29 protein-coding genes are annotated in these 24,801 nt (G+C 63.8%); 14 read left to right on the top strand and 15 right to left on the bottom strand.

Annotated elements, in window-relative coordinates:
• Positions 1-37: 37 nt before the first annotated feature.
• Positions 38-772: a carbonic anhydrase gene (locus tag KI242_RS00300; protein ID WP_011058446.1), complete on the bottom strand. Its 735-nt coding sequence runs from the start codon at positions 770-772 to the stop codon at positions 38-40.
• Between the two features lie 243 nt (positions 773-1,015).
• A complete protein-coding gene (locus KI242_RS00295; protein ID WP_011058445.1) occupies positions 1,016-2,074 on the bottom strand; it encodes a PA0069 family radical SAM protein in 1,059 nt (352 codons plus the stop codon).
• 199 nt (positions 2,075-2,273) lie between these two features.
• On the opposite strand from KI242_RS00295, the gene KI242_RS00290 reads away from it, so the two are divergent.
• Entirely contained in the window at positions 2,274-2,630 is a 357-nt protein-coding gene (locus tag KI242_RS00290) for a hypothetical protein (RefSeq protein ID WP_123431159.1), read from the top strand.
• A 45-nt stretch (positions 2,631-2,675) separates the two neighbouring features.
• Here the strand turns inward: KI242_RS00290 and KI242_RS00285 are convergent, their stop codons facing one another.
• From KI242_RS00285 to KI242_RS00275, 3 genes are read right to left on the bottom strand one after another with little or no spacing between them, the layout of a single operon-like run.
• Positions 2,676-3,980 carry a cytochrome c gene (locus KI242_RS00285; RefSeq protein WP_123431158.1) on the bottom strand — a complete coding sequence of 435 codons (1,305 nt, stop codon included), beginning with the start codon at positions 3,978-3,980 and terminating at the stop codon, positions 2,676-2,678.
• 12 nt (positions 3,981-3,992) lie between these two features.
• Positions 3,993-5,777, bottom strand: coding sequence for a GMC family oxidoreductase (locus KI242_RS00280; protein WP_015633637.1), 1,785 nt, complete (start codon positions 5,775-5,777; stop codon positions 3,993-3,995).
• Between the two features lie 2 nt (positions 5,778-5,779).
• Positions 5,780-6,535, bottom strand: coding sequence for a gluconate 2-dehydrogenase subunit 3 family protein (locus KI242_RS00275; RefSeq protein WP_019095606.1), 756 nt, complete (start codon positions 6,533-6,535; stop codon positions 5,780-5,782).
• Positions 6,536-6,827: 292 nt separating this feature from the next.
• Between KI242_RS00275 and KI242_RS00270 the strand changes: the two genes are divergently transcribed.
• Positions 6,828-7,487, top strand: a complete 660-nt coding sequence (locus KI242_RS00270) for a tyrosine-protein phosphatase (protein WP_019095605.1) — start codon at positions 6,828-6,830, stop codon at positions 7,485-7,487.
• Between the two features lie 119 nt (positions 7,488-7,606).
• Here the strand turns inward: KI242_RS00270 and KI242_RS00265 are convergent, their stop codons facing one another.
• On the bottom strand, positions 7,607-7,885 hold the full coding sequence (locus KI242_RS00265; RefSeq protein ID WP_011058440.1) for a YheV family putative zinc ribbon protein: 279 nt from the start codon (positions 7,883-7,885) through the stop codon (positions 7,607-7,609).
• Positions 7,882-9,960: an oligopeptidase A gene (gene prlC, locus KI242_RS00260; RefSeq protein ID WP_212805820.1), complete on the bottom strand. Its 2,079-nt coding sequence runs from the start codon at positions 9,958-9,960 to the stop codon at positions 7,882-7,884. The genes KI242_RS00265 and prlC overlap by 4 nt, the downstream gene beginning before the upstream one ends.
• Positions 9,961-10,035: 75 nt before the next feature.
• On the opposite strand from prlC, the gene KI242_RS00255 reads away from it, so the two are divergent.
• Both KI242_RS00255 and KI242_RS00250 read left to right on the top strand, forming a co-directional pair.
• Positions 10,036-10,581 carry a gamma carbonic anhydrase family protein gene (locus KI242_RS00255; RefSeq protein ID WP_041114965.1) on the top strand — a complete coding sequence of 182 codons (546 nt, stop codon included), beginning with the start codon at positions 10,036-10,038 and terminating at the stop codon, positions 10,579-10,581.
• Positions 10,582-10,608: 27 nt separating this feature from the next.
• Positions 10,609-11,259: an HAD family hydrolase gene (locus tag KI242_RS00250; protein ID WP_011058437.1), complete on the top strand. Its 651-nt coding sequence runs from the start codon at positions 10,609-10,611 to the stop codon at positions 11,257-11,259.
• A 28-nt stretch (positions 11,260-11,287) separates the two neighbouring features.
• Here KI242_RS00250 and KI242_RS00245 read toward each other — a convergent pair whose 3' ends face one another.
• Positions 11,288-12,397 carry an aminopeptidase gene (locus KI242_RS00245; RefSeq protein ID WP_125062513.1) on the bottom strand — a complete coding sequence of 370 codons (1,110 nt, stop codon included), beginning with the start codon at positions 12,395-12,397 and terminating at the stop codon, positions 11,288-11,290.
• A 59-nt stretch (positions 12,398-12,456) separates the two neighbouring features.
• On the opposite strand from KI242_RS00245, the gene KI242_RS00240 reads away from it, so the two are divergent.
• Both KI242_RS00240 and KI242_RS00235 read left to right on the top strand, forming a co-directional pair.
• Complete coding sequence (locus KI242_RS00240) at positions 12,457-12,870, top strand: hypothetical protein (RefSeq protein ID WP_011058435.1); 414 nt, start codon at positions 12,457-12,459, stop codon at positions 12,868-12,870.
• Positions 12,871-12,912: 42 nt separating this feature from the next.
• Positions 12,913-13,332, top strand: a complete 420-nt coding sequence (locus KI242_RS00235; protein ID WP_077933151.1) for a hypothetical protein — start codon at positions 12,913-12,915, stop codon at positions 13,330-13,332.
• A gap of 6 nt (positions 13,333-13,338) precedes the next feature.
• Here the strand turns inward: KI242_RS00235 and KI242_RS00230 are convergent, their stop codons facing one another.
• Positions 13,339-13,572 (bottom strand): DUF1161 domain-containing protein, encoded by a 234-nt coding sequence (locus KI242_RS00230; RefSeq protein WP_011058433.1) that lies wholly within the window; start codon positions 13,570-13,572, stop codon positions 13,339-13,341.
• Between the two features lie 156 nt (positions 13,573-13,728).
• Positions 13,729-14,160 carry an OsmC family protein gene (locus KI242_RS00225; protein WP_011058432.1) on the bottom strand — a complete coding sequence of 144 codons (432 nt, stop codon included), beginning with the start codon at positions 14,158-14,160 and terminating at the stop codon, positions 13,729-13,731.
• A gap of 240 nt (positions 14,161-14,400) precedes the next feature.
• Here KI242_RS00225 and KI242_RS00220 point away from each other — a divergent pair, with 240 nt between their 5' ends.
• Positions 14,401-15,402 carry an LLM class flavin-dependent oxidoreductase gene (locus tag KI242_RS00220; RefSeq protein ID WP_077933150.1) on the top strand — a complete coding sequence of 334 codons (1,002 nt, stop codon included), beginning with the start codon at positions 14,401-14,403 and terminating at the stop codon, positions 15,400-15,402.
• 60 nt (positions 15,403-15,462) lie between these two features.
• On the opposite strand, the gene KI242_RS00215 is transcribed toward KI242_RS00220, so the two are convergent.
• Together KI242_RS00215 and KI242_RS00210 are read right to left on the bottom strand one after the other, a co-directional pair.
• Positions 15,463-15,687: a DUF1161 domain-containing protein gene (locus KI242_RS00215; protein ID WP_011058430.1), complete on the bottom strand. Its 225-nt coding sequence runs from the start codon at positions 15,685-15,687 to the stop codon at positions 15,463-15,465.
• Positions 15,688-15,821: 134 nt separating this feature from the next.
• The gene (locus tag KI242_RS00210; protein WP_011058429.1) at positions 15,822-16,037 is read right to left on the bottom strand and encodes a dodecin; all 216 of its coding nucleotides are present in this window, start codon (positions 16,035-16,037) and stop codon (positions 15,822-15,824) included.
• A 158-nt stretch (positions 16,038-16,195) separates the two neighbouring features.
• On the opposite strand from KI242_RS00210, the gene KI242_RS00205 reads away from it, so the two are divergent.
• On the top strand, positions 16,196-16,522 hold the full coding sequence (locus KI242_RS00205; protein ID WP_011058428.1) for a DUF883 family protein: 327 nt from the start codon (positions 16,196-16,198) through the stop codon (positions 16,520-16,522).
• Here the strand turns inward: KI242_RS00205 and KI242_RS00200 are convergent.
• Positions 16,519-17,412 carry a LysR family transcriptional regulator gene (locus KI242_RS00200; RefSeq protein WP_011058427.1) on the bottom strand — a complete coding sequence of 298 codons (894 nt, stop codon included), beginning with the start codon at positions 17,410-17,412 and terminating at the stop codon, positions 16,519-16,521. The genes KI242_RS00205 and KI242_RS00200 overlap by 4 nt on opposite strands.
• A 147-nt stretch (positions 17,413-17,559) precedes the next feature.
• Between KI242_RS00200 and trpB the strand changes: the two genes are divergently transcribed.
• The 3 genes from trpB (at position 17,560) to KI242_RS00185 (ending at position 20,157) form a co-directional block, all read left to right on the top strand.
• Positions 17,560-18,780, top strand: a complete 1,221-nt coding sequence (trpB, locus tag KI242_RS00195; RefSeq protein ID WP_161466469.1) for a tryptophan synthase subunit beta — start codon at positions 17,560-17,562, stop codon at positions 18,778-18,780.
• Positions 18,780-19,592: a tryptophan synthase subunit alpha gene (gene trpA / locus KI242_RS00190; RefSeq protein WP_123431153.1), complete on the top strand. Its 813-nt coding sequence runs from the start codon at positions 18,780-18,782 to the stop codon at positions 19,590-19,592. Before trpB ends, trpA begins: the two co-directional genes overlap by 1 nt.
• 121 nt (positions 19,593-19,713) lie before the next feature.
• The gene (locus tag KI242_RS00185) at positions 19,714-20,157 is read left to right on the top strand and encodes an anti-virulence regulator CigR family protein (RefSeq protein WP_015633626.1); all 444 of its coding nucleotides are present in this window, start codon (positions 19,714-19,716) and stop codon (positions 20,155-20,157) included.
• Positions 20,158-20,212: 55 nt separating this feature from the next.
• Here the strand turns inward: KI242_RS00185 and KI242_RS00180 are convergent, their stop codons facing one another.
• Positions 20,213-20,539, bottom strand: a complete 327-nt coding sequence (locus tag KI242_RS00180) for a DOPA 4,5-dioxygenase family protein (RefSeq protein ID WP_053154807.1) — start codon at positions 20,537-20,539, stop codon at positions 20,213-20,215.
• An 82-nt stretch (positions 20,540-20,621) separates the two neighbouring features.
• On the opposite strand from KI242_RS00180, the gene KI242_RS00175 reads away from it, so the two are divergent.
• Complete coding sequence (locus tag KI242_RS00175) at positions 20,622-21,287, top strand: NAD(P)H-binding protein (protein ID WP_015633624.1); 666 nt, start codon at positions 20,622-20,624, stop codon at positions 21,285-21,287.
• On the opposite strand, the gene KI242_RS00170 is transcribed toward KI242_RS00175, so the two are convergent.
• A complete protein-coding gene (locus tag KI242_RS00170) occupies positions 21,284-22,234 on the bottom strand; it encodes a LysR family transcriptional regulator (protein ID WP_212805819.1) in 951 nt (316 codons plus the stop codon). The two genes, KI242_RS00175 and KI242_RS00170, sit on opposite strands and share 4 nt — an antisense overlap.
• A 114-nt stretch (positions 22,235-22,348) precedes the next feature.
• Here KI242_RS00170 and betC point away from each other — a divergent pair, with 114 nt between their 5' ends.
• On the top strand, positions 22,349-23,863 hold the full coding sequence (gene betC / locus KI242_RS00165; RefSeq protein ID WP_212805818.1) for a choline-sulfatase: 1,515 nt from the start codon (positions 22,349-22,351) through the stop codon (positions 23,861-23,863).
• Between the two features lie 17 nt (positions 23,864-23,880).
• Positions 23,881-24,798, top strand: coding sequence for a choline ABC transporter substrate-binding protein (gene choX / locus KI242_RS00160; protein WP_011058419.1), 918 nt, complete (start codon positions 23,881-23,883; stop codon positions 24,796-24,798).
• Positions 24,799-24,801: the final 3 nt, after the last annotated feature.

Below are 24,801 nucleotides of genomic sequence, written 5' to 3'. Positions count from 1 at the left end.
GCCCTGGCTACAACCACTCAGGGGGATTGAGGTGGGATCAGAAACGCGCTTTGGGCGTCGCTACCGGGATCGGGTGGCTGCCATCCAGAGGCAGGAAACAACCCTTGTCGGCGTCGTAGGCCTTGATCGAGCTGGTCTCGATGTCATAGACCCAGCCATGGATGAACAACTGGCCGTTGGCCATGCGCGAGGCCACGGAAGGATGGGTGCGCAGGTGCTGCAGTTGAGCAATGACGTTCTCTTCGGTCAGCACATGCATGCTGGAGGATTCGTCGGCGCAATCGCAGTTCTCGTGGACCATGGTCCGCGCCACTTCGGCGTGGCGCAGCCAGGCCTTGACCGTGGGCATTTTCTCCAGGCTCTGCGGGTTGAGTACCGCGCGCATGGCGCCGCAATCCGAGTGCCCGCAGACGATGATGTGATGCACCCCCAGGGCCAGCACCGCGTACTCGATCGCCGTGGAGACACCACCGTTCATTTGCCCGTAGGGCGGCACCACGTTGCCCACGTTGCGGGTCACGAACAGATCGCCCGGGGAGCTTTGGGTGATCAGCTCGGGAACGATGCGCGAGTCGGCGCAGGCAATGAACATCGCCCGCGGCCGCTGAGCGGTGGCGAGTTTCTTGAACAGCTCTTCCTGCTGCGGGAAGACTTCATGATGAAAATGCAAAAAGCCGTCAACGATGTGCTGCAGCGCTGCATCGGCGGTCTCGGCGACTTCTGTGGGTGCCGGAGCCGACGCAGCCAACGGCTGTTTATCCTTGTCACTCATGATTCATCCTCTCTGTCGGATTTGGTGAATTTTCCAGAAATATCCGGCACGACGCCAGCCATCGATAAAAAAACCACCGACCCGCTGGCGGCGACCCGTAGGTCACTCGATGAACAAGGTAGCCATGAATACTTAACTCAAACTGAACGGAAGGCTCTAGAACGCCACTATGAGCGATGGCAAAAGGCGACCAGAGTACCTCGGGAACGCTGCGCCCACTACTCAACGATAGGCCAATGCCGCTCACAACAACGACATCTGCCCGCCCGGCGGACAGAAGGCTGAACAGTCGAGATCGAAACCCTCGCGACGGTTGAGCCCCAGACGCTTGAGCGCCTTGGCAAAACGCTGGGCCAGCAGATCGGCGAAGGGCCCTTCACCGCGCATGCGGGCGCCAAAACGGCTGTCGTAGAGCTCACCGCCACGGCTCTGGCGGATCAGGCTGAGCACATGGGCCGCCCTTTGCGGGTAATGCGCCGCCAGCCACTCCTCGAACAGCGGCGCCACTTCCAGGGGCAGGCGCAGCATCATGTAGGCCGCGCTCTGCGCCCCTGCGGCATGGGCCTCGCTGAGCAGGCTTTCCAGCTCGCTGTCGTTGATCATCGGAATCATCGGCGAACACAGCACGCCCACCGGGATGCCCGCCCCGCGCATCACCCGGATGGCCCGCAAGCGCGCCTTGGGCGCCGCCGCCCGGGGCTCGAGAATGCGCTTCAACTCATCGTCCAAAGTGGTCAGGCTGATCATCACCGCCACCAGGCGCTGGCGCGCCAGCTCGCTCAGCAGGTCCAGGTCCCGGAGGATCAACGAGCCCTTGGTGACGATGGTCACCGGGTGTCGATAGCGCAGCAGCACCTCCAGGGTGCGCCGGGTCAACTGCTGTTCGCGCTCGATGGGCTGGTAGGGATCGGTATTGGACCCCAGGTTGATCGGTGCGCAGCGATAGCCGGGCTTGGACAGTTGCTGCTCCAGCAAGGCCGCGGTGTTGCTCTTGGCGATCAGCTTGGTTTCGAAATCCAGCCCCGGGGACAGGTCCCAATAGGCGTGGCTGGGCCGCGCGTAGCAATAGATGCAACCGTGCTCGCAACCGCGATAGGGGTTGATGGAGCGGTCGAAGGGCAGGTCCGGCGAACTGTTGCGGGTGATGATCGACTTGGCCGTTTCAAAGCGCACCTCGGTGCCCTGGGTCAACGGCACTTCCTGGTACCAGCCATCATCCTCGGCCACCGAACGATTGGGCGCAAAACGGTTGTGCGGATTGCTCGCGGTACCGCGACCACGGGGAGGCAGGGGGTTGAACATGGAAGTACTCCATAACTGTATGTACATACAGTAATGGAGCTGGAATTACCTGACCAGCACCGTCGGACCGAAACCCACCCCTGCCAGCGGACGTTCCCCAGTGCGACACAAGGCGTACCGCATCCTTGGCCGACAAGCCGGCTACTGCGGGCGTATGGCGTTAGGGTATAAGGCAGGCTCAAAGAACAGGAGCACAAGCATGCCCAGGACACCCGGCACGCTGGAAAAGATTTTCTACGCCGCAGAGGCCTACCTCCCCAGCTACGAACAAGGTGCCGACCTGATCATTGTCAGGGCCCCCGACGGGCAGTTGTGGGGAGTGGCCTGCGAATTCGAGCTGTGCACCCAGGACATCGAAAAGGCCACTGTGAGCGACCAGCAACCTTTCGATGAAGCGGACCCGAAGTTCGCCGAGGTGCGCTGGAGCCCCTGCCACGACGGCATCGGCCTGCTACCCGCAAGCTGGCAAGACCTGATGACCGCCGGGCTGGCGGACTGCATTGCCGGCTATCAACTGGAAAGCCGCCTGGGCATCCAGCGCTTCACCCAGGGCTGAACGGCCATCCCGGGCCGGCGCCCGCAGCGAGCGCCGGCCTTGGGGTTAGTGGCTGGTGACCTGCCCCAGGTCGTCGTTGGAGGTGCTCTGCAAGTCGCCGTTGCGCAGCGCCGCCACATCCCCGGGCTTCACCGCCGAGGCCTGGTTGCCCCAGCTGCTGCGGATGAAGTTGACCACATCGGCCACCTCCTGATCCGACAGGCGCCAGGCGAAGGCCGGCATGGTGAAGGTCGAAGGCGCGCTGTGGGTCGCTGGCAAGGTGCCGCCCTTGAGCACGATATGGATCAGCGAGGTGGCATCCGCCGATTGCAGCACGGGGTTGCCCGCCAGCGCCGGGAACACCCGGGTGTAGCCGTGGCCGTCGGTGCGGTGGCAGGCCGCGCAGTTGTCGATGTACACCGCCGCGCCCGGCTTGCTGTCGTCACCGTTCCACAGGGCCTGGGCCACTTGCTTGTCGTACTGGTGCGGCTGGTCCTTGGGGTCATTGGCCGGCAGGGACTTGAGATAGCGGGCAATCGCCGTCAGGTCGGAATCGGACATGTACTGCATGCTGTGGACCACCACATCGCTCATGCCGCCGAACACCGCGCTGCGATCACTGCGACCGGTCTTGAGGAACTGCACCAGTTGCTCTTCGCTCCAGCTGCCCAGGCCATCCTTGTGATCGCCACGCAGGCTTTTGGCGATCCAGCCCTCCAGCGGCGCGCTGCCAGACAGGAAGTCGCTGCCATCGCTGGCGCTCAGGGCCTTCTCCTGCATGGTCAGGGCCCGTGGCGTGTGGCAGGCGCCGCAGTGGCCCAGGCCTTCCACCAGGTAGGCACCGCGGCTGATCACCGGATCGCTGCCAGCCACAGGTGCCGGGGTCTCCACGCTCGGGGCGAACATCCAGCGCCAGATGGACAACGGCCAGCGCATGCTCAGGGGCCAGGGAATGTCACTGTCCTGGTTGTCCCGGGCCACCGGTGCCACGCCCTTCATGAAGTAGGCATACAGCGCCTGCATGTCGGCGTCGCTGACTCGGGCGTAGGAAGGAAACGGCATGGCCGGGTACAGGGTGCTGCCGCCCTTGGCCACGCCATGGCGCACGGCTTTGTCGAAGTCCTCGAAGCTGTAGTCGCCGATGCCGGTCTTGTCCGGGGTGATGTTGGTGGAATAGATCACGCCGATGGGGGTCTCCATCGGCAGCCCGCCGGCGAACGGCTTGCCGTCCTTGGCGGTATGGCAGGCTACGCAGTCACCGGCGCGGGCCAGGTATTCGCCCTGTTGCACCAGGGCTTGCTGATCCGCTTCGGCAGCATTGGCGGCTGCGCTGCCCAGCAGCGCCAGGGTGGCGATAACGAGTGCTTTCATGGTCATCGCTCCTTATGCCTGAACCAGCGGGCCGGGGTTTTTCAGGTACTGCTCGCGGATCGCCCGGGCCGACCAGTAGGTCAACGCTGCCACCAGGCCGGTAGGGTTGTAGCCCAGGCCTTGAGGGAAGGCCGAAGCCCCGGGCACGAAGACGTTGTGCACGTCCCAGCTTTGCAGGTAGCGGTTCAGGGCGCTGGTCTTGGGGTCGGTGCCCATGATCGCGCCGCCGTTCAAGTGGGTGGTCTGGTAGGACGCAGTGTTGAAGTGCTCACCGACCTTCTTGCCCAGCAAGGCAATGGCCTTGGGGTTCATCGCCTCGGCGATCTTGCCCATTTTCTCCACCATGAAGCGGTTCATCTTGATGTCGTTTTCCTGCCAGTCGAAGGTCATCCGCAGCAGGGGCAAGCCGTAGGCATCGCGGTACACCGGGTCCAGATCCAGGTAGTTGCCACGGTAGGACTGATGCGCTCCGTGGGCGTCCATGGAGACCTGATGGGTGTAGTAGTCGGCGGTGGCTTTCTTCCAGGCACTGCCCCAGGCCGGGGTACCCGGCGGGTTGGAGGTGCCGGCGATGGGCCGGCTGCCGGCCTGGTTGACCCACATCGGCGAGCCGCCGACAAAGCCGTGGGGGCCGTGGTCGAAGTTGTCGGCGTTGAAGTCGTCCACCGCCACGCCGTTGCCGCCGGCGCCGATGAAGTTGTTGGTGTGCACGTCCTTGTCGAAGTAGGCCTTGATGGTGGCCATGTTCTGGTAGGCGAAGTTCTTGCCCACCACGCCTTCGCCGGTGATCGGGTCGTAGGGCTTGCCGATGCCCGACAGCAACATCAGGCGCACGTTGTGGAACTGGAAGGCGCCGAGGATCACCAGGTCCGCCGGCTGCTCGATCTCGCGGCCCTGGCCATCGACGTAGGTGACGCCAGTGGCGCGGGTCTTGCTGCTGTCGAGGTTGACCCTGAGCACGTGGGAATTGGGCCGCAGCTCGAAGTTCGGCAGCGGCTTGAGGGCCGGCAGGATGTTCACGTTGGGCGAGGCCTTGGAGTACATGTAGCAGACGTAGCCGCTGCAGAAGCCGCAAAAGTTGCACGGCCCCATCTGTGCGCCATAGGGGTTGGTGTAAGGCCCCGAGGTATTGGCCGACGGCAGGTTGTAGGGCTTGTAGCCCACCTCATTGGCCGCTTTCTGAAACAGCTGTGCGGAATAGGTGTTCTTCTGCGATTCCAGCGGGAAGTGGTCCGAGCGATCCGGCGCATAAGGGTTGCCGCCCTTGCCGTCGCCCACCAGTTGGCCCTTCACGGTCCAGGCCTGGCCCGAAGTGCCGAAGACCTTTTCCGCGTAGTCGAAGAACGGCTCCAGCTCTTCATAGCTGACGCCGAAGTCCTGGATGGTCATGTCCTTGGGGATGAAGTTCTTACCGTAGCGTTCTTCGTAGTGGCTGCGCATGCGCAGCTCGATGGGGTCGACCCGAAAGTGCACCCCGGACCAGTGCAGGCCGGCGCCGCCCACGCCATTGCCCGGCAGGAAGGCCCCCAGTTGCCGGTTGGGCAGGGCCACGTCGTTGACGCTGTGGCGGATGGTCACCGTCTCTTTGGAAATGTCCTGGAAGAGTTTCTTGCGCACGCTGTAGGTGAGTTCGTCGATCACCTGGGGATAGTTGCCATCCGGGTAGGTGTCCTGCATCGGCCCGCGTTCCAGCGCCAGCACATTGAGCCCGGCCTCGGTCAGTTCCTTGGCCATGATCGCGCCGGTCCAGCCGAAACCGACGATCACTGCGTCGACCTTCTTCATCACTGTTGCCATGCTCAAGCCCTCTCGCCGCGAATCGATACAGCCGGGAAGGGGTATTGCTCGTTGCGTTCCACCCAATCCATGAAATCGGCGCGAGCGCCGGGAAAGCCGATCAGGGTCCAGCCCACCAGGCCTTTATTGCCCCCGTGGATCGGATCGCTGAAGAAGCCTTCCTTGGTGTTCTGCAACAGCAGATTGAAGAAAAGCTTGGCCGGGACCGCGTCGAACTGCGGGGTTCCGGCCTCCAGTTGCTTGAGCAAGTCGTCTCGGGTAGCGCTGTCTTGCACAGCAAATGTTTGCCCCTTGAGCTCTTTGCACCACGCATCCGTGGCGGCAATGCCCAGGCGATAGATGTCCTTGGGCACCAGTTTGCTCTGCCAGCCCATCTCCGGTGCGGCATCGGCCTTGAACGGGCCTTGCATGTACCACAGGGCGCCAGCGGCGTAGGGGGTATTCATCTGCCGGTCGATGTATTCCGGCACGCCAGCTTCCAGGGCGCCCGGGCCCATTTCATCGGCCGGGATCAGGCGTTCCACCGCGGCCTTGATGAAGGCCCACTCCTCGGCGGTGAAATAGCCCGGCTCATAGCCCTGGCCGCTGCCGGCGGGCTGCTTGCCCGGCGTGGCCGGTGTGGCAGCGGCGGCCGTTTCAGGTGCAGCCGCCAGCAGGGAGCCGCCCAGGCCGGTGCTGGCGACGGTGACCACAGGGATCAAGGTCAGGGATTTACGCAAGAACTCACGCCGCGGGTTGTCTCGATCTTGATCAGACATGGGTGCACCTCATCAGGCATTGATGGATTGGTCAGCCGCGTCATGGCGCGACTTTGTGTTTTGGCAACGCAAAAGGCCGGGAAGACCCGGTTTTATGAACACATCAGCAAACTTTAGTTACAAATGGTAGCAGGCTAAGCATCCAGATGAATCGTTTCAGGCGGAAAAAAGATCAGAAACCGCCGGAAAAAGCGGATCAGCTTCACGATTCTTTGACAGAGGGCTCACGGGGCTTTGACCCCGGCAAATCGATACTGCGCGGCATTGAATCCCCTCATCGGTGATCCCGCGCATGTCGAGCATTCGTTTCATCCCGGCCCTTTGCCTGTCGTTGCTGGCGCTGCTGGCCGGGCCCCAGGTACAAGCCGCAGAGGCCCCCTCCAGCCGCCCGGACCAATGGGCGCAGCCAGTGGAAAAGCAGTACAACCTGTACCAGATGTCCCCGACCCTGTATCGCAGCGCCCTGCCGGACAAAGGCGCGGTGCCGCTGCTGCAGCAGCTCAAGGTGGCAACGGTGATCAACTTCCTGCCGGAATCCGACGCCAGCTGGCTGTCGGCACCGGGCATCAACCAGGTGCAGTTGCCTTATCGCACCAACCATGTGGACGACGCCGATGTGCTCAAGGCCCTGCGCGCAATCCAAAGCGCCGAAGCCCAGGGCCCGGTGCTGATGCACTGCAAGCATGGTTCGGACCGCACCGGCCTGATGTCGGCCATGTACCGGGTGGTGATCCAGGGTTGGAGCAAAGAAGAAGCGCTGAATGAAATGACCCAGGGTGGGTACGGCGACAGTTCACACTTCAAGGATGGCATTCGCTACATGATGCAGGCCGATGTCGACAAACTGCGCACCGCCCTGGCCAATGGCGATTGCAGCACCAGCGTATTCGCCACCTGTTCGGTGAAGAGCTGGTTCGAGACGGTGAGCGCGACCAAGCCGCTGAGCAACTGAGCGCCACACCCTGTGTAGGAGCGAGCCTGCTTGCGAAAACGCAGGGGGCGAGGGAAGGGCGGCGAAGCGCTTCGCCGGCAAGCCGGCTCCTACGGGGGAGCCGGCTTTTTACTGCGGGGTCAGTCAGTCTTTTTCTTCAACTTGGGGTTGGGGAAAAACTGCACCGATTGCACCTTGATGTCCGCCACCTTGGGCGTCGCGCTGTTGACCCGGGTCCCGAGTTCCTTGGGCACCGACAGCCCCTGTTCGTTGAGGGTGTCGGAGTAGCCACAGGCCACGCACTCGCGATGAGGCACATCGTCCTCACTCCACATCATCAGCTTGTCCTGCTCACTGCACGCCGGGCATACCGCCCCGGCGATAAAGCGTTTCTTGGTCTTCACGGGTGCGTCACTCATGCTGCCGCGTCCTCGCTGAGGCCGCTGTGGCGCAAGAGTGCGTCAATCGACGGCGCGCGTCCGCGGAAATCGACGAACAGCACCATAGGTTCCTGGGAGCCGCCACGGGCCAGGATCGCCTCGCGGAACGCACGCCCGGTGGCCGAATTGAGCACACCCTCTTCCTCGAACCTGGAGAAGGCGTCGGCCGACAGCACTTCCGCCCACTTGTAGCTGTAGTACCCCGCGGCGTAACCGCCGGCGAAGATGTGCGCGAAGCTGTTGGGGAAGCGGTTGTAGGCCGGCGGGCGCATCACCGAGACTTCGTCGCGCACGGTTTCCAGCACTTGCAGCACGCTGCGGCCGTCGCCGTGGGTGGCGTGCAGTTCGAAGTCGAACAGGGAAAATTCCAGCTGGCGCACCATCATCAGCCCGGACTGGAAGTTCTTCGCCGCCAGCATCTTCTGCAGCAGGTCCTGGGGCAGCGGTTCGCCGCTTTCATAGTGGCCGGAGATCAGTGCCAGGCCTTCCGGCTCCCAGCACCAGTTTTCCATGAACTGGCTCGGCAGCTCGACGGCGTCCCAGGCCACGCCGTTGATCCCGGACACTCCGGCGTGCTCGACCCGGGTCAGCAGGTGGTGCAGGCCGTGGCCGAATTCGTGGAACAGGGTGGTGACTTCATCGTGGGTCAGCAAGGCCGGCTTGCCGCTGACCGCCGGGGTGAAGTTGCACACCAGGTTGGCTACCGGGCTTTGCAATACCCCGTCCAGCGTGCGACGGCGATCGCGGGCACCGTCCATCCAGGCACCGCCGCGCTTGTTGGCGCGGGCATAGAGGTCGAAGAAGAAGCGGCCGACGTGCTGGCCGTTTTCCTTGATCTCGAACAGGCGCACGTCCGGGTGCCAGGTATCGAAACCTTTCTGCTCGGCGATCTCGATGCCGTACAGGCGCTGGACAATGGCGAACAGCCCGCTCAGCACCTTGTCGATGGGGAAATAGGCGCGCAGGGCTTCCTGGGAAACGCTGTAGCGCTGCTCACGCAGCTTCTCGCCGTAGAAACCGCTGTCCCAGCTTTGCAGGTCGGGGCAACCCTGTTCGGCGGCGTAGGCCTTGAGCTGCTCCAGGTCCTGGGCGGCAAACGGCTTGCTGCGCTTGGCCAGGTCCCGCAGGAAACTCAGCACCTGGTCGCTGGACTCGGCCATCTTGGTGGCCAGGCTCAACTCGGAGAAGCTGGCGAAACCCAGGAGCTTGGCCAACTCCTGACGCAGGTCGAGGATTTCTTCCATCACCGGACCGTTGTCGTTCTGACCGGCGTTAGGGCCCTGGTCCGACGCGCGGGTGCTGTAGGCGGCATAGACTTCTTCGCGCAGGGCACGGTCCTGGGCGTAGGTCATCACTGCGTAGTAGCTGGGGAATTCCAGGGTGATCAGCCAGCCTTCCAAGTCCTTGGCCTGGGCGGCGGCAGCCATTTGCGCCTTGGCCGAGTCGGTCAGGCCGGCCAGGGCGGCTTCGTCGGTGATGTGCTTGGTCCAGGCCTGGGTGGCATCCAGCAGCTGGTTGGAGAACCGGCTGCCCAGCTCGGAAAGCTTGCTCTGCACCTCGGCATAACGCTTTTGCTGCTCGGGCGGCAGGTCGATGCCCGACAGGCGGAAGTCCCGCAGGGAGTGTTCGAGGATAGTCTTCTGCGCCACGTCGAAACCGGCGGCTTCCGGGCTCTTGGCCAGGGCGTCGAAGGCCTGGAACAGCTCGCGGTTCTGGCCCATTTCCGTGGAATAGGCGCTCAGGGCCGGCAGGCAGGCCTCGTAGGCTTCACGCAGTTCGGCGCTGTTGCACACTGCGTTGAGGTGGCTGACCGGGCTCCAGGCAGCGCCCAGGCGATCATTGAGCTCGTCCATGGCCAGCACCAGGCCAGCCCAGGTCGGCTGGGTGGCTTGGGTCTTGAGGATGTCAGAGATGGCGGCGCGGTTGTCAGCCAGGATCTGTTCGATGGCCGGTTGCACATGCTCGGCGCGGATCGCCGAGAACGGCGGCAGGTCGTAGGGCTGCAGAAGAGGGTTGTTCACACTCACGGAGGGCACCTTGGCTGGAAGAAACATTGAGCCATCTTAATTACAATCGACGCCCACCGCAGCTATAGCCCCCATTAATAAATCTCAGAGAGGGATTCGCACTTGGCCATTCGCAGCTACCAGAACCACACCCCGAACCTGGGCGAGCGGGCCTTTGTCGACCACTCGGCGGTGGTCATCGGCGACGTGGAAATCGGCGCCGACAGCTCGGTCTGGCCGCTGACCGTGATCCGCGGCGACATGCACCGCATCCGCATCGGCGCGCGCACCAGCGTGCAGGACGCCAGCGTTCTGCACATCACCCACGCCGGCCCGTTCAACCCCGACGGCTTCCCGCTGCTGATCGGCGACGACGTGACCATCGCCCACAAGGTCATGCTCCACGGTTGCAGCATCGGCAGCCGGGTGCTGATCGGCATGGGCAGCATTGTCATGGACGGCGCGGTGGTGGAGGACGATGTGATAGTCGGCGCCGGCAGCCTGGTGCCGCCGGGCAAGCGCCTGGAAAGCGGCTTCCTGTATGTCGGCAGCCCGGTGAAGCAGGCGCGCCCGCTGACCGACAAGGAGCGCGCCTTCTTCACCTACAGCGCCGCCAACTACGTGAAGCTCAAGGACCTGCACCTGGCCGAAGGCTACGACCGGCCCTGACCCCCCTTGCACAGCCCAGGAATCCCCATGCATTACCAAACCGTACTGTTCGACCTCGACGGCACCCTCACCGACCCTCGCGAGGGCATCACCCGTTCGATCCAGTTCGCCCTGGGCAAACTGGGCATCGACGAGCCGGACCTGAGCAAACTGGAGCACTTCATCGGCCCACCGCTGTTGCAGGCCTTCATGCAGTTCTACGGCTTCGACGAGGCCCGGGCCTGGGAAGCGGTGAACTTCTATCGCGAACGCTTCAAGGTCACCGGCCTGTATGAAAACCGTGTCTTCGATGGCGTCACGCCGCTGCTGGAAACCCTCGGCGGGCAAGGGCGGCAACTGTACATCGCGACCTCCAAGCCCTGGGTCTTCGCCCGGGAGATCGCCCGTCACTTCGACTTCGCCAAGCACTTCAAGGTGATCTACGGCAGCGAACTGGACGGCACCCGCACCGACAAGGTGGAGCTGATCGCCCATCTGCTGGAGCAGGAGCAACTCGACCCTGCCAGCACATTGATGATCGGCGACCGCAAGCACGACCTGATCGGCGCCAGGCGCAACGGGCTGGATGCGGCGGCGGTGGGTTATGGCTTTGGCAGCCATGAGGAATTGACTGCCGAAGCCCCGGCCTATCACTTCCAGACCCTGGGCGAGCTGCACCAGGCGTTTTTGCCGCGTTAGGGCAGAGGCTTCGCCGGCAAGCCGGCTGCTACAGGCCCGAAGCAGGAGCCGGCGCCAGGGCGACGGTGTCCTGCAACCGGATCAGGGCCGCCTTGCGCTCCTCGGCCGGCAAACGTCCCAGCGTCTCCACGGCGGCGAAGAATGCCGGCCAGTCCCCCTTCACCTGCCTGAACAAGGCGGCAAACGCCGGCACCCATTGGTCATACAGGCCGAAGGGCAGCAGCCGGGCATTGTTCAGTGGGGCGTTGACCCAGGCGTCATAGCGCTTGGAACCGGCCCACTGGCTGTCGCGCAACTGCCGATACTCGCTGCGCATGCGCTCGAACTCCGCGGCCTTGCGCTGGCGCATCTGCTCGGCGGGCAAGGGCAGGGCATACAGCTGCTCCAGGCGCTTGCGGGTATCGAGCACCAACTGGGTGAACTGGTCACGCTGGCGCAACTCGCCGTCGCTCAATGGCGCCAGCCCGCGATAGGCGCGCCACTGGCGGGTGCCTTCCTGCTCGACGAAGGTGGCGTAGGACTCGTTGAACTCGGTGTCGTCCTTCACATAGAAGCGCTGGTGCGCCAGCTCGTGGAAGATCAGGGTCGCCAGGCGCTCGTCGCCCCAGTGCATCATCGAACTGATGATCGGGTCGTCGAACCAGCCCAGGGTGGAATAGGCCTCGACCCCGCCGATCGCCACGTCCATGCCCTTCAACTGCTGCAACGCCGCCTCGCCCCGGGCCGCGCCCTGGCTGTAATAGCCGCGGTAAGCCACGCAACCGGCAATGGGAAAGCAGTGGGTTTGCGGGTTCAGGGAAAACTCCGGGGTGGCGAACACGTTCCACACCACATAGGGCCGCCCGATGTCGACGTACAGCCGATAGCTGCGGTTGTCCGGCAGGTGCAGGTGCTCGCTGGCAAAGCGGCGTGCCTGCTGCGACTGGGCCAGATGGGCGCGCAGGCTCGCATCGCGGCTCGGGTCGGCGACGACTTGCGCCACCGGCACACGGGCTCGCAGCAGCTGCAATTGGCCACTGGCCAGCTGGCTGTAATAACCGACGCTGCTGCAACCGTTGAGCAGCAAAAGCATCAGTGCCGGAAACAAAAGCCGTAAAAGAGGATCAAGTAACCCATGGCTTGAACACGGCCTAGTCAAATCGAATCATCCACAGAGAGTCTGTCCGCAAGACTATCTCGCCAGCCTGGAGTTTCGCCATGCGCGTGTTGCTGTTGACCACCGGCCTGCTGACCCTCGGCGGTTGCGCCGGCCTGCCCGACCCCGACCCGGCCCAGGCCTGGGTCGACCTGGCTCCGCCCCGGGACACCCACCTGCAGGCATTGGAGGTGGACGCCAAGAACATCGATGATCCGCGCTATTTCCAGGTCCAGCCCGGCAGCCATGAACTGACCCTGCGCTACCAGTTCGCCGTGCAACCGAGCAACATCGGGCCAGACGCCGAGCCGCTGTGGCGCGATTGCCAGCTGAACGTGAAATTCAAGGATTTCGGTGCCGGCCAGCGCTACCAGGTACAGGCCGGGAACATCGGTTTCCACCCCTGGGCCAGGCTCTACGACGAGCAGCACACCCTGCTCGACAAAGCCCGGCCGGCAGGCTGCCAGCGCAGTTGAACGGCGCTATGCTGAGGGCCTCTCGCTCACTCGGCCCCAGTCATGCGTCCATTTCTACTGTTTCTCGCCCTTGGCACCCTCAGCGCCTGCACCACGCCCCTGCCGGGCGTCGATCCGCAACAGGCCTGGATCGACCTGGCCACCCCGACGCCCGGGGGCAAGCTGGTCATGGCCGAACGCCTGGACAACCAGCGCCTGGACGACGGGCGCTTCTTCCAGGTCAGCCCCGGCAGCCACGAATTGATGGTGCGCTTCGATTTCGAAGTGTTCGCCGGCGGCATGGGCATGAACAACGATCCCCAGGAGCGCCTGTGCTACCTGAGCCTGCGCTACGACCATTTCCAGGCCGGCCACCGCTATCGCCTGGAGGCGCGCAACCTGGGGTTCACCCCCAGCGCCCGGCTGTACAACGCCCAGCGCGAAATAGTCGCCGAGGAGCGCATGATCAACTGCGTGCCCTGAGTCGGGTCAGCGATCGTTCTTCTGATAGATGATCTTCCTGGTGCCGTTTTCACAGCTGCCGACCACCATGTTGTTGTCGTGGACCTCGTCGTTGGTGACGATTTCCAGGGTGTAGGAAGGTACGCCCTGGGCCTGGATCTTGGCTTCGATCTCGGCCTTGAGTTCCTCGCAGGGCTTGGGCGCGGCCAGGGCCGATGTGGCCAGCGCACAACTAACAACCGCCAAGGCAAAACGTTTCATGATCTAAAGCTCCCTTGCTGCGGTGCACACGGGGGTGCGCTGAAGCCGCAGTCGCGTATTCGACCACAGGTGCTTGTCCGCCGCACAGGCGCATTCGCCGGCAAGCCCGCTCCTACGGACCGGTGCAGGAGCCGGCTTGCCGGCCAAGCAGTTGCCTCAACTCAGCAGCGTCGCATCCAGGCTGATCTTGGCGTTGAGCACCTTGGACACCGGGCACCCTTCCTTGGCCTTCTTGCTCAGCTCATCGAACTGCTGCTGGCTGGCACCGGGGATCTTCGCCTTGAGGATCAGGTGCACCGCGGTAATGGCAAAGCCGCCATCGACCTGGTCCAGGGTCACTTCTGCCTGGGTGTCGATGCTGTCCGCCTTGAGCCCGGCCTCGCCAAGGATCATGGAAAAGGCCATGGAGAAACAGCCCGCGTGGGCCGCGCCAATCAGTTCCTCCGGGTTGGTCCCCTTGCCGCCTTCGAAACGCGCCTTGAAACCGTAGGGCGCCTCACGCAACACGCCGGTTTCGGTCGAGATCGAGCCAATGCCGGTTTTCAGGTCACCTTCCCAGTGCGCCGAGGCTTTCTTTTTGATGCTCATCGCTTTCTCCTCAAGAACCGGTGCGAAAGTTCGCACCCTGATGTTTTTTGTTGCCTAAGGGTTCTGAGGATAGATCCGATGGCAAAGTTCAGCCGTTGTCGCCGATGCCCGTTTACCCGACAAATTCACTCAGGCTATTGAAACTCGGGTATATGCCCACATTGCATAGATCTGACTTACAGACTTCGGCAGGTTTTGGCTCATGACAAAAGCCTGCGCACCCCAAGGAGAAGCAGGCTTATGAAACCGCTGTCCGCTGTTAAATACTCGACCCTCGACCTGGTGCCCGTGCGTGAAAACGGCAGCCCGGGGCAGTCCCTGCGCAACTCCCTGGACCTGGCGCAGCATGTGGAGAAGCTCGGTTACACGCGCTTCTGGGTCGCCGAGCACCACAACATGGACGGTATCGCCAGTTCCGCTACCTCGGTGCTGATCGGCTACCTGGCGGGTGGTACTTCGACCATTCGTGTCGGTTCCGGCGGGGTCATGCTGCCCAACCACGCGCCCCTGGTGATCGCCGAACAGTTCGGCACCCTGGAAAGCCTGTACCCGGGGCGCATCGACCTGGGACTGGGCCGCGCCCCTGGTTCCGACCAGATGACCGCCCGCGCCCTGCGCCGGGAACGTTCCGGCAGCGCCGACGATTTCCCTGAGGACGTGGCCGAACTGATGGCCTACCTGGGCCCGCGTACCCCCGAACAACGGGTGATCGCCATGCCGGGCACCGGCACCAACGTGCCGGTATGGCTGCTGGGCTCCAGCCTGTTCAGTGCACAACTGGCCGGGGAACGGGGCTTGCCTTACGCCTTCGCCTCGCATTTCGCACCGCGCTACCTGCACGAGGCGATTCGCGTCTACCGCAACCACTTCAAGCCTTCGGCGGTGCTCGACAAGCCTTATGTGATGCTTGGCGTGCCGCTGGTGGCAGCCGACACCGACGAACAGGCCGATTACCTGGCGACTTCGGTGTACCAGCGCATCCTGGCGCTGATGCGTGGCCAGAGCCTGGTCCAGCGCAAACCGGTGCAAAGCATGGACGGCCTGTGGCTACCCCATGAGAAGGAAGCGGTCGCCAGCTTCCTCGGCCTGGCGATGGTCGGCAGCCCGGCGAAAGTCCGCGCCAAGCTGCAGGTGCTGATCGAGCAGACCGGAGCCGATGAGCTGATCTTCACCTGCGATCTGTACGAACACGCCGATCGGCTGCACTCCTACGAGCTGCTGTCACAGGTGATGAAAGGCTGAAACGACAGGCATGAAAAAGCCGACGTTCTGCGTCGGCTTTTTTTTGACCATCCACAAGGCTCAACCGCGCTTGTAGACAATTTCCTTGGTACCGGCTTCGCAGGAGCCGACTACCTTGCCATCCGCCGCCGCGCCCTTGTCCACCACTTCCAGCGAGTAGTGCGTGGCGCCGTTGGCGTCGATCTTGGCGGCAATCTCGCTCTTGAGTTCTTCGCACGGCTTGCCAGCGGCAAGGGCTGTTCCCGCAAGACTCAACAAAGCAGCAGCTAATACTAGTTTTTTCATCGGTCACATTCCCTGGTCGGATCAAAAGAGGCGGCATTGACGCCTGCCTGACAGAGGCTCAAGACACTTGTAGCGCTTTGCCATTTCCTATGGCACTCGGCCAGCGCACAAGTTCCAGAGCCTAGCTCAAGCCTTCAACTATTGGCAATTCGGAAGCCCACCTTGAGCGTGACCTGAAAATGCGCCGCTTTGCCGTCCTTGATATGGCCCCGGGTTTCAGTCACTTCGAACCATTCCAGGTGCTTGATGCTCTTGTGCGCTTCCGCCAGCGCGTTGTTGATCGCATCTTCGATGCTGTTCGGCGACGAACCCACCAGTTCGACTTTCTTGTAAGTGTGATGATCAGTCATGGCGCTCTCCTTTTTAGCTGTGAATTACAGCCTAGCAGTGATTTTTCTTATTACTTGTGGCGCCTGCGCCCAAGGCTAAGTTCAGATTTTCTGCACTTTCCCAACACGCCGCAGTCGGAACCTACACAGCCCATTCACCACCCTGCAGGAGAGCCGACATGGCCAACACCTCGTTACGCAAAGCCTCACTGGAAAGTATGGAAGCCGAGATCTCCAGCCTGCTCAAATCGCTGGAAAGCCTGAAGGACGATGCGTCCGACGAGTCGCGCAAGACCCTCAAGGCGCTCAAGAGCAATGCCGAAAGCGCGCTGAAGCATTCGCGCAGCCTGCTCAGCGATGCCTATGAAGAAGTCAAAGTGAAAACCCGTGAAACCGGGATCGCGACCCGCGACTATGCCCAGGAACACCCCTGGACCACCGCCGGGGTTGCCGTGGGTGCCATCGGCCTGCTGGCCGCCTATCTGCTGTGCAAGCGCGGCGACTAAAGCTGCTGGCGCAGTTCGTTTTCCAGCCACTGCGCCAATTGCCGGGCGCGCCCATCAGCGGCGCGCTTGGGTAACCACAGCGCCAGTTGCCCCGGGGTGTCGGAAAAACCCCAGGGCGCAACCAGCCTGCCCGCCAGCAAGTCCTCGGCCACCAGCGGCTGCGGGGCAATTGCCACCCCCAGGCCCGCCACGGCCGCCTCCAGCAAATAATACAGATGCTCGAAACCCTGCCCGTACTTCAACGTTTCGGGATTCAGGTCGTTGCGCCGTGCCCAACTGGGCCAGGCCTGGGGGCGGGAAGTAGTGTGCAGCAGGGCCTCGCTGGCCAGGACGCCAGCCGGCGCCTGCCGCAGGCGTGGATAACCGGCATAGCGCGGGCTGAGCACCGGGCCGATGCGTTCGCTGGCCAGTTCATAGACCTGCATGTCCGCCGGCCAGGGCGGCTCGGCAAAGACCAGCAAGGCATCCAGGCCCGGGCGCCGGGGGTCGAGGTCGCCTTCACCGGCCGAAAGGTGCAGGCGCAGGTCCGGCAGGTCGGCGTTCAGGCGCCCCAGGCGCGGGATCAGCCAGCGCGCCAGCAGGCTTCCGGAACAGCCCAGGACAAAGGGCGCATCGGCGCTGCCCTGGGTCAGCTCGGCGCAGACATCCCGCAGGCGCTCGAAGGCCTCGCTGCTGGCATCGCGCAGGCGAATGCCGGCATCTGTGAGTTTAAGGCCACGGCCTTCCTTGACGAAAAGGCTCAGCCCCAGATGTTCTTCAAGCACCTTCAACTGCCGACTGACCGCGCCGTGGGTGACGTGCAGCTGTTCGGCCGCCTGGCTGACGCTATTGAGCCGGGCAGTGGCTTCGAAGGCCCGCAGGGCATTCAGGGGAGGCAGGTCGCGGCTCATTTTATCTGTGAGTTTTCCTGACAGGTTGCGGCGATCTTATCGGTTTTCAGCATCGGATGTCAGGGGTAGAGTGGGCTCCATTGTGTTTCTACGAAGCGGTCTTTCCACCAGGCCTTCTTTCTCCAAACTTCCCCCGGGAGCGCTGCAATGACCCAGTCCCAATTACGCAATGGCCCTGACGACAACGGCCTGTTCGGCGCATTCGGCGGCCGTTACGTGGCCGAAACCCTGATGCCGCTGATCCTCGACCTGGCCCGCGAATACGAAAAGGCCAAGGAAGATCCCGAATTCCTCAAGGAACTGGCCTACTTCCAGCGCGATTACGTGGGCCGCCCCAGCCCGCTGTACTTCGCCGAACGCCTGACCGAGCACTGCGGCGGCGCCAAGATCTACCTCAAGCGTGAAGAGCTGAACCACACCGGCGCGCACAAGATCAACAACTGCATCGGCCAGATCCTGCTGGCGCGGCGCATGGGCAAGAAACGCATCATCGCCGAGACCGGCGCCGGCATGCATGGCGTGGCCACCGCCACCGTGGCCGCGCGTTTTGGCCTGGATTGCGTGATCTACATGGGCACCACCGACATCGAGCGCCAACAGGCCAACGTATTTCGCATGAAGCTGCTGGGCGCCGAAGTGATCCCGGTGGTGGCCGGCACCGGCACCCTGAAGGACGCGATGAACGAAGCCCTGCGTGACTGGGTGACCAACGTCGACAGCACCTTCTACCTGATCGGCACCGTCGCCGGCCCGCACCCGTACCCGGCCATGGTCCGCGACTTCCAGGCGGTCATCGGCAAGGAGACCCGCGAGCAGATGCAAGCCCAGGAAGGCCGCCTGCCGGACAGCCTGGTGGCGTGCATCGGTGGCGGTTCCAACGCCATGGGCCTGTTTCACCCGTTCCTTGACGACAAGCGCGTCGAGATCATCGGCGTCGAAGCCGCCGGCTACGGCATCGAGACCGGCAAGCATGCCGCCAGCCTCAACGGCGGCGTACCCGGCGTACTGCACGGCAACCGCACCTTCCTGCTGCAGGACGACGATGGCCAGATCATCGACGCCCACTCGATTTCCGCCGGCCTCGACTACCCCGGCATCGGCCCGGAACACGCCTGGTTGCACGATATCGGCCGCGTCGAATACACCTCGGTGACCGACGACGAAGCCCTGGCCGCGTTCCACCAGTGCTGCCGCCTGGAGGGCATCATCCCGGCCCTGGAAAGCGCCCATGCCCTGGCCGAAGTCTTCAAGCGCGCGCCAACCCTGCCCAAGGATCACCTGATGGTGGTCAACCTCTCGGGCCGTGGCGACAAAGACATGCAAACCGTCATGCACCACATGCAACAGTCCCAGCAGGAGAAACACTGATGAGCCGCCTGCAAACCCGCTTCGCACAGCTTAAAGAACAGAATCGCGCCGCCCTGGTAACCTTCGTCACCGCCGGCGACCCGAACTACGACACCTCCATGGCGATCCTCAAGGGCCTGCCCGCAGCGGGCGCCGACGTGATCGAACTGGGCATGCCCTTCACCGACCCGATGGCCGACGGCCCGGCGATCCAGCTGGCCAACATCCGTGCCCTGGGGGCCAAGCAAAACCTGGCGAAAACCCTGCAGATGGTTCGCGAGTTCCGCGAAGGCAACAGCGACACCCCGCTGGTGCTCATGGGCTACTTCAACCCGATCCACCACTACGGCGTGCCGCGCTTCATCGCAGACGCCAAGGCCGCCGGTGTCGATGGCCTGATCGTGGTGGACATGCCGCCGGAACATAACAGCGAACTGTGCGACCCGGCCCAGGCCGCCGGCATCGACTTCATCCGCCTGACCACACCGACCACCGACGACGCCCGCCTGCCCAAGGTGCTCAACGGCAGCTCCGGTTTCGTCTACTACGTTTCCGTGGCCGGGGTCACCGGTGCCGGTGCCGCCACCCTGGAACACGTGGAAGAAGCCGTGGCCCGACTGCGTCGCCACACCGACCTGCCCATCAGCATCGGTTTCGGCATCCGTACTCCGGAGCAGGCAGCCGCCATCGCTCGCCTGGCCGACGGCGTGGTAGTGGGCTCGGCGCTGATCGACCACATCGCCAGCGCCGAGTCTGCCGAGCAGGCGGTGGATGGGGTGCTGAGCCTGTGTGCGGCGCTGTCCGAGGGCGTACGTAAGGCCCGCGTCAGCTGAGGGTAAAGTTCCTGATACAGAGGAATTAGCGCCTCGAGACACAGACTAAGCAGCAAGACCCGGGGGTTCGCGACCAAGGTGGCGAACCCCTTTTTGCTGTGTGTGTTGCGAGGAATACCTGATGAAAATGCCCAAACGTCTGATTGCCGGTGCCGCGGTGCTGATGCTCAGCGCCAGCCCGTTGCTGCAGGTCATGGCCGACGAGCGCGGCGGCTATGATCGTGGCGGGCCACAACAGGGCTATTGGGACAACCGTGGCAACGAGCACCGTGGCCCGGGGGATGATCGCCGCGGCGGCCCGCCACGGGATTTCGGCCCGGTGCGCCAGACCATCCGCGACAACCACGGCTACTTCGTCCGGGGCGCGCCGCCGCCTCCCGGCATCCACCTGGTGCGCGGCCAGCCACTGCCGCGCGGCTACTACGGCGAACGCCTGGAGCCCCGGGCCCTGTCGCGCCTGCCGGTGTACCCGGGGTACGAATGGCGACGCATGGGGGGCGACATCGTGCTGATCGCCGTGGGCACCGGCATCGTCTACGAGATCCTCGACGGCGTGCTCTACTGACCTCACCCGACCGGCCGGCCCCTGCAGGAGCCGGCTTGCCGGCGGTCCGTCGCCCTCAGAACCCCCTCAGGTCCAGTGGCCGCATAGCCCCCATCCAGATCGCATGGTTGGTGTGGTCCAGCAGGTCATCACCGGTATCCGGATGCAGGAACACCACCAGCCCCTGGCGATTGAGGGCCAGCCACGGCACCACCTGGGCAAACACCTCGGGGCCGAACGCCAACTGGCAGCTCCAGTCCGGATGCGGCCCCACCGGCCGCTCGTGGACCCGGCCCATTTTCAGTTCGAACAGCTGCGCCGCCCGCTCGCACAAGGCCCGGGCCTGGTCGATGGTGCTGGCGTCAAAGTAGACATGGGCGTGGTAGCCCTTGATCCGTTGCATGCAAACCCTCGCAATCAAGACGAACCCTCAAGGCTCGCCACAGGTCACAACCGGTACCTGTGGAAAATAAGGAAGCCAGGCCATGAAAAATGCCGAAACTCCGGTGGTCAAACTGGTGCTCTATGGTGCCATGAGCAGCCTGGGCAGTGCGTTGATGGCAGAGAGCCTGAGGCGCCAGCATGAGGTGATCGCCATTCTCGACGACCTCACCGCGCTGGCCCCGCGCCCAGGCCTGCGCGCCAAGGGCGGCGACCTGTTCGACCCGGACCGGGTCAAGCAGAGCGTAGCCGGTAGCTCGGCGGTGATCTGCCTGCTGGATGCCGCCGATCTGCCCGGCAGCACCACGCCCGGCCAGGCCCCCGACCCGGTGAACCAGGTACGGGCGGTGGATGCCCTGATCGAAGGCATGCAGGGCGCCGGCATCCGTAGGTTGATGCTGGTGGGGGAGTTCAGCGTTCTCGACAACCCGCCCTCCAGCACCAGCCTGCCTCACCATGCCGCGCAGGAAATCCTCGATGCACTGCGCAGCAGCGCGCTGGACTGGACCCTGATCAACGCGCCGCGGGGCGTGGCCGGGCTGGGTATCGAGCATTTCAACCAGGTTGGCGACAGCCTCGAGCCGGGGCTTGCCGAGCCGCTGCGACGGCTCAACGGCGTGGCAATCGGCATCAGCGACGAGCTGCGCCTGAATCTGCACCTGCGCGAGCATGTGAGTTTCATCGCCACCCAACCCCAGGCCGCCACCTAGCGGGCAATGGACGGCAGCGCCAGCCCCTTGAGGCTCTGGGCGCTGCCGGCCTGCTCGCTCATCAGCCAGTCGACGAAACGCTGGATCAGCGGGCCGCGGCGCTTGCGCTGGGGCAGCACCACGTAATAGCCGTAGGCGGACAGCGCGCTCTCGGCGATGGGCCGGCACAGCAGGCCCTGCTCCAGCAGGTCATCCACCAGGTGACGCCAGCCGATGGCCACGCCCTGGCCGCCGATGGCCGCCTGGATCAGCAGGGTGTAATTGTCGAAGCGCAATTGCCCTGGGGCCGGCGCACCCGCAAGGCCCAGCTCGCGAAATACCCCGCTCCAGTCGAACCAGTGGTTGCTGCCTTCACCCCGCAGGTGCAGCAGCGGCAGTTCCAGCAGGGAAGGGGCGGGCAGCGGCGCAGCACGGTGCTTGAGCAGCAGCGGGCTGCACACCGGAAACACTTCTTCGCTGAACAGCCAGTGGCTTTCCCCCTGCCTGAAACGCCCGTCGCCGAACAGCACCGCAACGTCGATATCGCTGCGCAGCATGCTGTGGCTGCGCTCGCTGGTGACCAGGCTCACATCCACCTGGGGGTTGGCCTCATGAAAGCGATGCAGGCGGGGCATCAGCCAATAGGCGGCGAAAGCGAAATCCGTGGCCACCTGCAACACCTCATGCTGATGCTGCTGGCTGAGGGCGCTGAGGCCGGCATCGATGCTCTGCAGGCCGGCCTGAACCTGATCCAGCAACAAGGCCGCAGACTCGGTCAGCTCGATGCCCCGGTAGATGCGGTCGAACAGGCGCACCCCCAGCTGTTCCTCCAGGCGCTTGATCTGCTGACTGATAGCCGGCTGGGTGGTGCCCAGCTCCACCGCCGCGGCGGTGAAGCTGCGCAGGCGCGCGGCTGCTTCGAACACTCGGAGCAGGTCCAGGGACAGGTCGCCAAGGGCTTCATACATAAGCAGTGCTTATCCTAGTCATTGCTGTACATGGGCTTTACCACCAACGGCATGGGATCCATGCTCGATTGCAGCACTTTCGCATAACCATCGACTATGGAATGCCGCGAATCCATGAAGCGCAAGAACATTCTTTTCATCATGGCCGATCAGATGGCCGCCCCCTTGCTGCCGTTCTACGGACCCTCGCCGATCAAGCTGCCTCACCTCAGCCGGCTGGCCGCCCAGGGCGTGGTCTTCGACGCCGCCTACTGCAACAGCCCCTTGTGCGCACCCTCGCGCTTCACTTTGGTCAGCGGCCAGTTGCCCAGCCGGATCGGTGCCTACGACAACGCCGCGGACTTCCCCGCCGACGTGCCCACCTACGCCCACTACCTGCGGCGCCTGGGCTACCGCACTGCGCTCTCGGGCAAGATGCACTTCTGCGGTCCGGACCAGTTGCACGGCTATGAAGAGCGCCTGACCAGCGATATCTACCCCGCCGACTACGGCTGGGCGGTGAACTGGGACCAGCCCGATGTGCGCCCCAGCTGGTACCACAATATGTCCTCGGTACTGCAGGCCGGCCCCTGTGTACGCACCAACCAGCTGGATTTCGACGAGGAGGTGGTGTTCAAGGCCCAGCAATACCTGTTCGACCATGTGCGCGAGGCCGGCGACCAGCCGTTCTGCCTCACCGTCTCCATGACCCACCCCCACGATCCGTACACCATTCCCAGGGCCTTCTGGGACCTGTACCGCGACGACCAGATTCCACTGCCGCAGACCCCGCCCCAAAGCGAGCTGGATCCGCATTCCCAGCGCCTGCTCAAGGTCTACGACCTGTGGGACAAGCCCTTGCCTGTGGATAAGATCCGCGACGCGCGCCGCGCCTACTTCGGCGCCTGCAGTTACATCGACAGCAACGTCGGCAAGCTGCTGCAGACCCTGGAAGACACCGGGCTGGCGGACGACACGCTGATCGTGTTTTCCGGCGACCACGGCGACATGCTCGGCGAGCGCGGCCTCTGGTACAAAATGCACTGGTTTGAAATGGCCGCCCGGGTACCGCTGCTGATCTGTGCACCGGGGCAGTTCACTGCCGGCCGGGTCAGCGCCGCTGTCTCCACCGCCGACCTGCTGCCGACCCTGGTGGAGCTGGCCGGCGGCCGGGTCGAGCCCGACCTGCCGCTGGATGGCCGCTCCCTGGTCCCGCACTTGCAAGGGCAGGGCGGGCACGACGAGGTGTTCGGCGAATACATGGCCGAAGGCACCATCGGCCCGCTGATGATGATTCGCCGCGGGGCCTACAAGTTCATCTACAGCGAAGACGACCCCTGCCTACTCTTCGACCTGCACCACGACCCGCAAGAGCGCTTCGACCTTGGCCAGTCGCCCGAGCATCGGCCGCTGTTCGCCGCGTTCCTGGCAGAGGCCCGGGCCAAGTGGAACATTCCGCGCATTCACCAACAGGTCCTGGCCAGCCAGCGCCGCCGCCGGCTGGTGGCCGAGGCGCTGAGCCGGGGCAAACTCAAGAGCTGGGACCACCAGCCGCTGGTAGACGCCAGCCAGCAGTACATGCGCAACCACATCGACCTCGATGACCTGGAGCGCAAGGCCCGTTATCCACAACCCTGCCAAAACCAATAAAACGTAAGGGGAAAAGCATGCAAAGGTTATCCACAGCACTGACGCTCGGGCTTCTGGCCCTGGGCAGCGCATCCGCTTGGGCCGACTCGTGCGAGACCGTGAAGATGGCCGACCCGGGGTGGAGCGATATCGCCGCCACCAATGCCATCACCGGCTTCCTGCTGGACGGCATGGGCTACAAGGCGAAGATCGACACCCTGGCCGTGCCCATCACCTTCGGTGGTCTGAAGGATGGCCGGGTGGATGTATTCCTGGGTAACTGGATGCCGGCGCAGCAAGGCTTCCATGACAAGTTCGTGGCCAATGGCGACGTCACCCAGCTGGCCAAGAACCTGGAAGGGACCGAGTTCACGCTGGCGGTGCCGGACTATGTGTGGGAGGCCGGAGTGCATGATTTTGCCGACCTGGACAAGTTCGCCGACAAGTTCGACAAAAAGCTCTACGGCATCGGCTCCGGCGCGCCGGCCAACCTGTCGCTGCAGGAAATCATCAAGAGCAACCAGTTCAACCTGGGCCAGTGGAAGCTGATCGAGTCCAGTGAACAGGCAATGCTCGCCGAAGTGTCCCGGGCCACGAAAAAGCAGCGCTTCATCACCTTCCTCGGCTGGACCCCACACCCGATGAACGTGCAGTTGAAGATGCGCTACCTGACCGGCGGCGAGAAGTACTTCGGCGCCAGCGGCAGCGTCTACACCCTGACCCGCAAGGGTTATGCACAGGCTTGCCCGAACGTCGGCAAACTGCTGGGCAACCTGCGGTTCACCCAGGAGATGGAGAACAGCATCATGGCCGCGGTGGTCAACAGCAAACTCAGCAACACCGAGGCCGCCAAGGCCTGGATCAAGGCCCACCCGGCAGTGCTGGAGCAATGGCTGGAGGGAGTGCGGACCATTGATGACAAAGAGGCCCTGGCAGCGGTGAAGAGCAGGTTGTAGCCC

The organism is Pseudomonas sp. Eqa60, assembly GCF_018326405.1.
In the GTDB taxonomy this organism is placed as follows: domain Bacteria; phylum Pseudomonadota; class Gammaproteobacteria; order Pseudomonadales; family Pseudomonadaceae; genus Aquipseudomonas; species Aquipseudomonas protegens.
The sequence above is the reverse complement of the archived record's forward strand: the minus strand, read 5'-3'. Positions and strand labels throughout refer to the sequence as shown.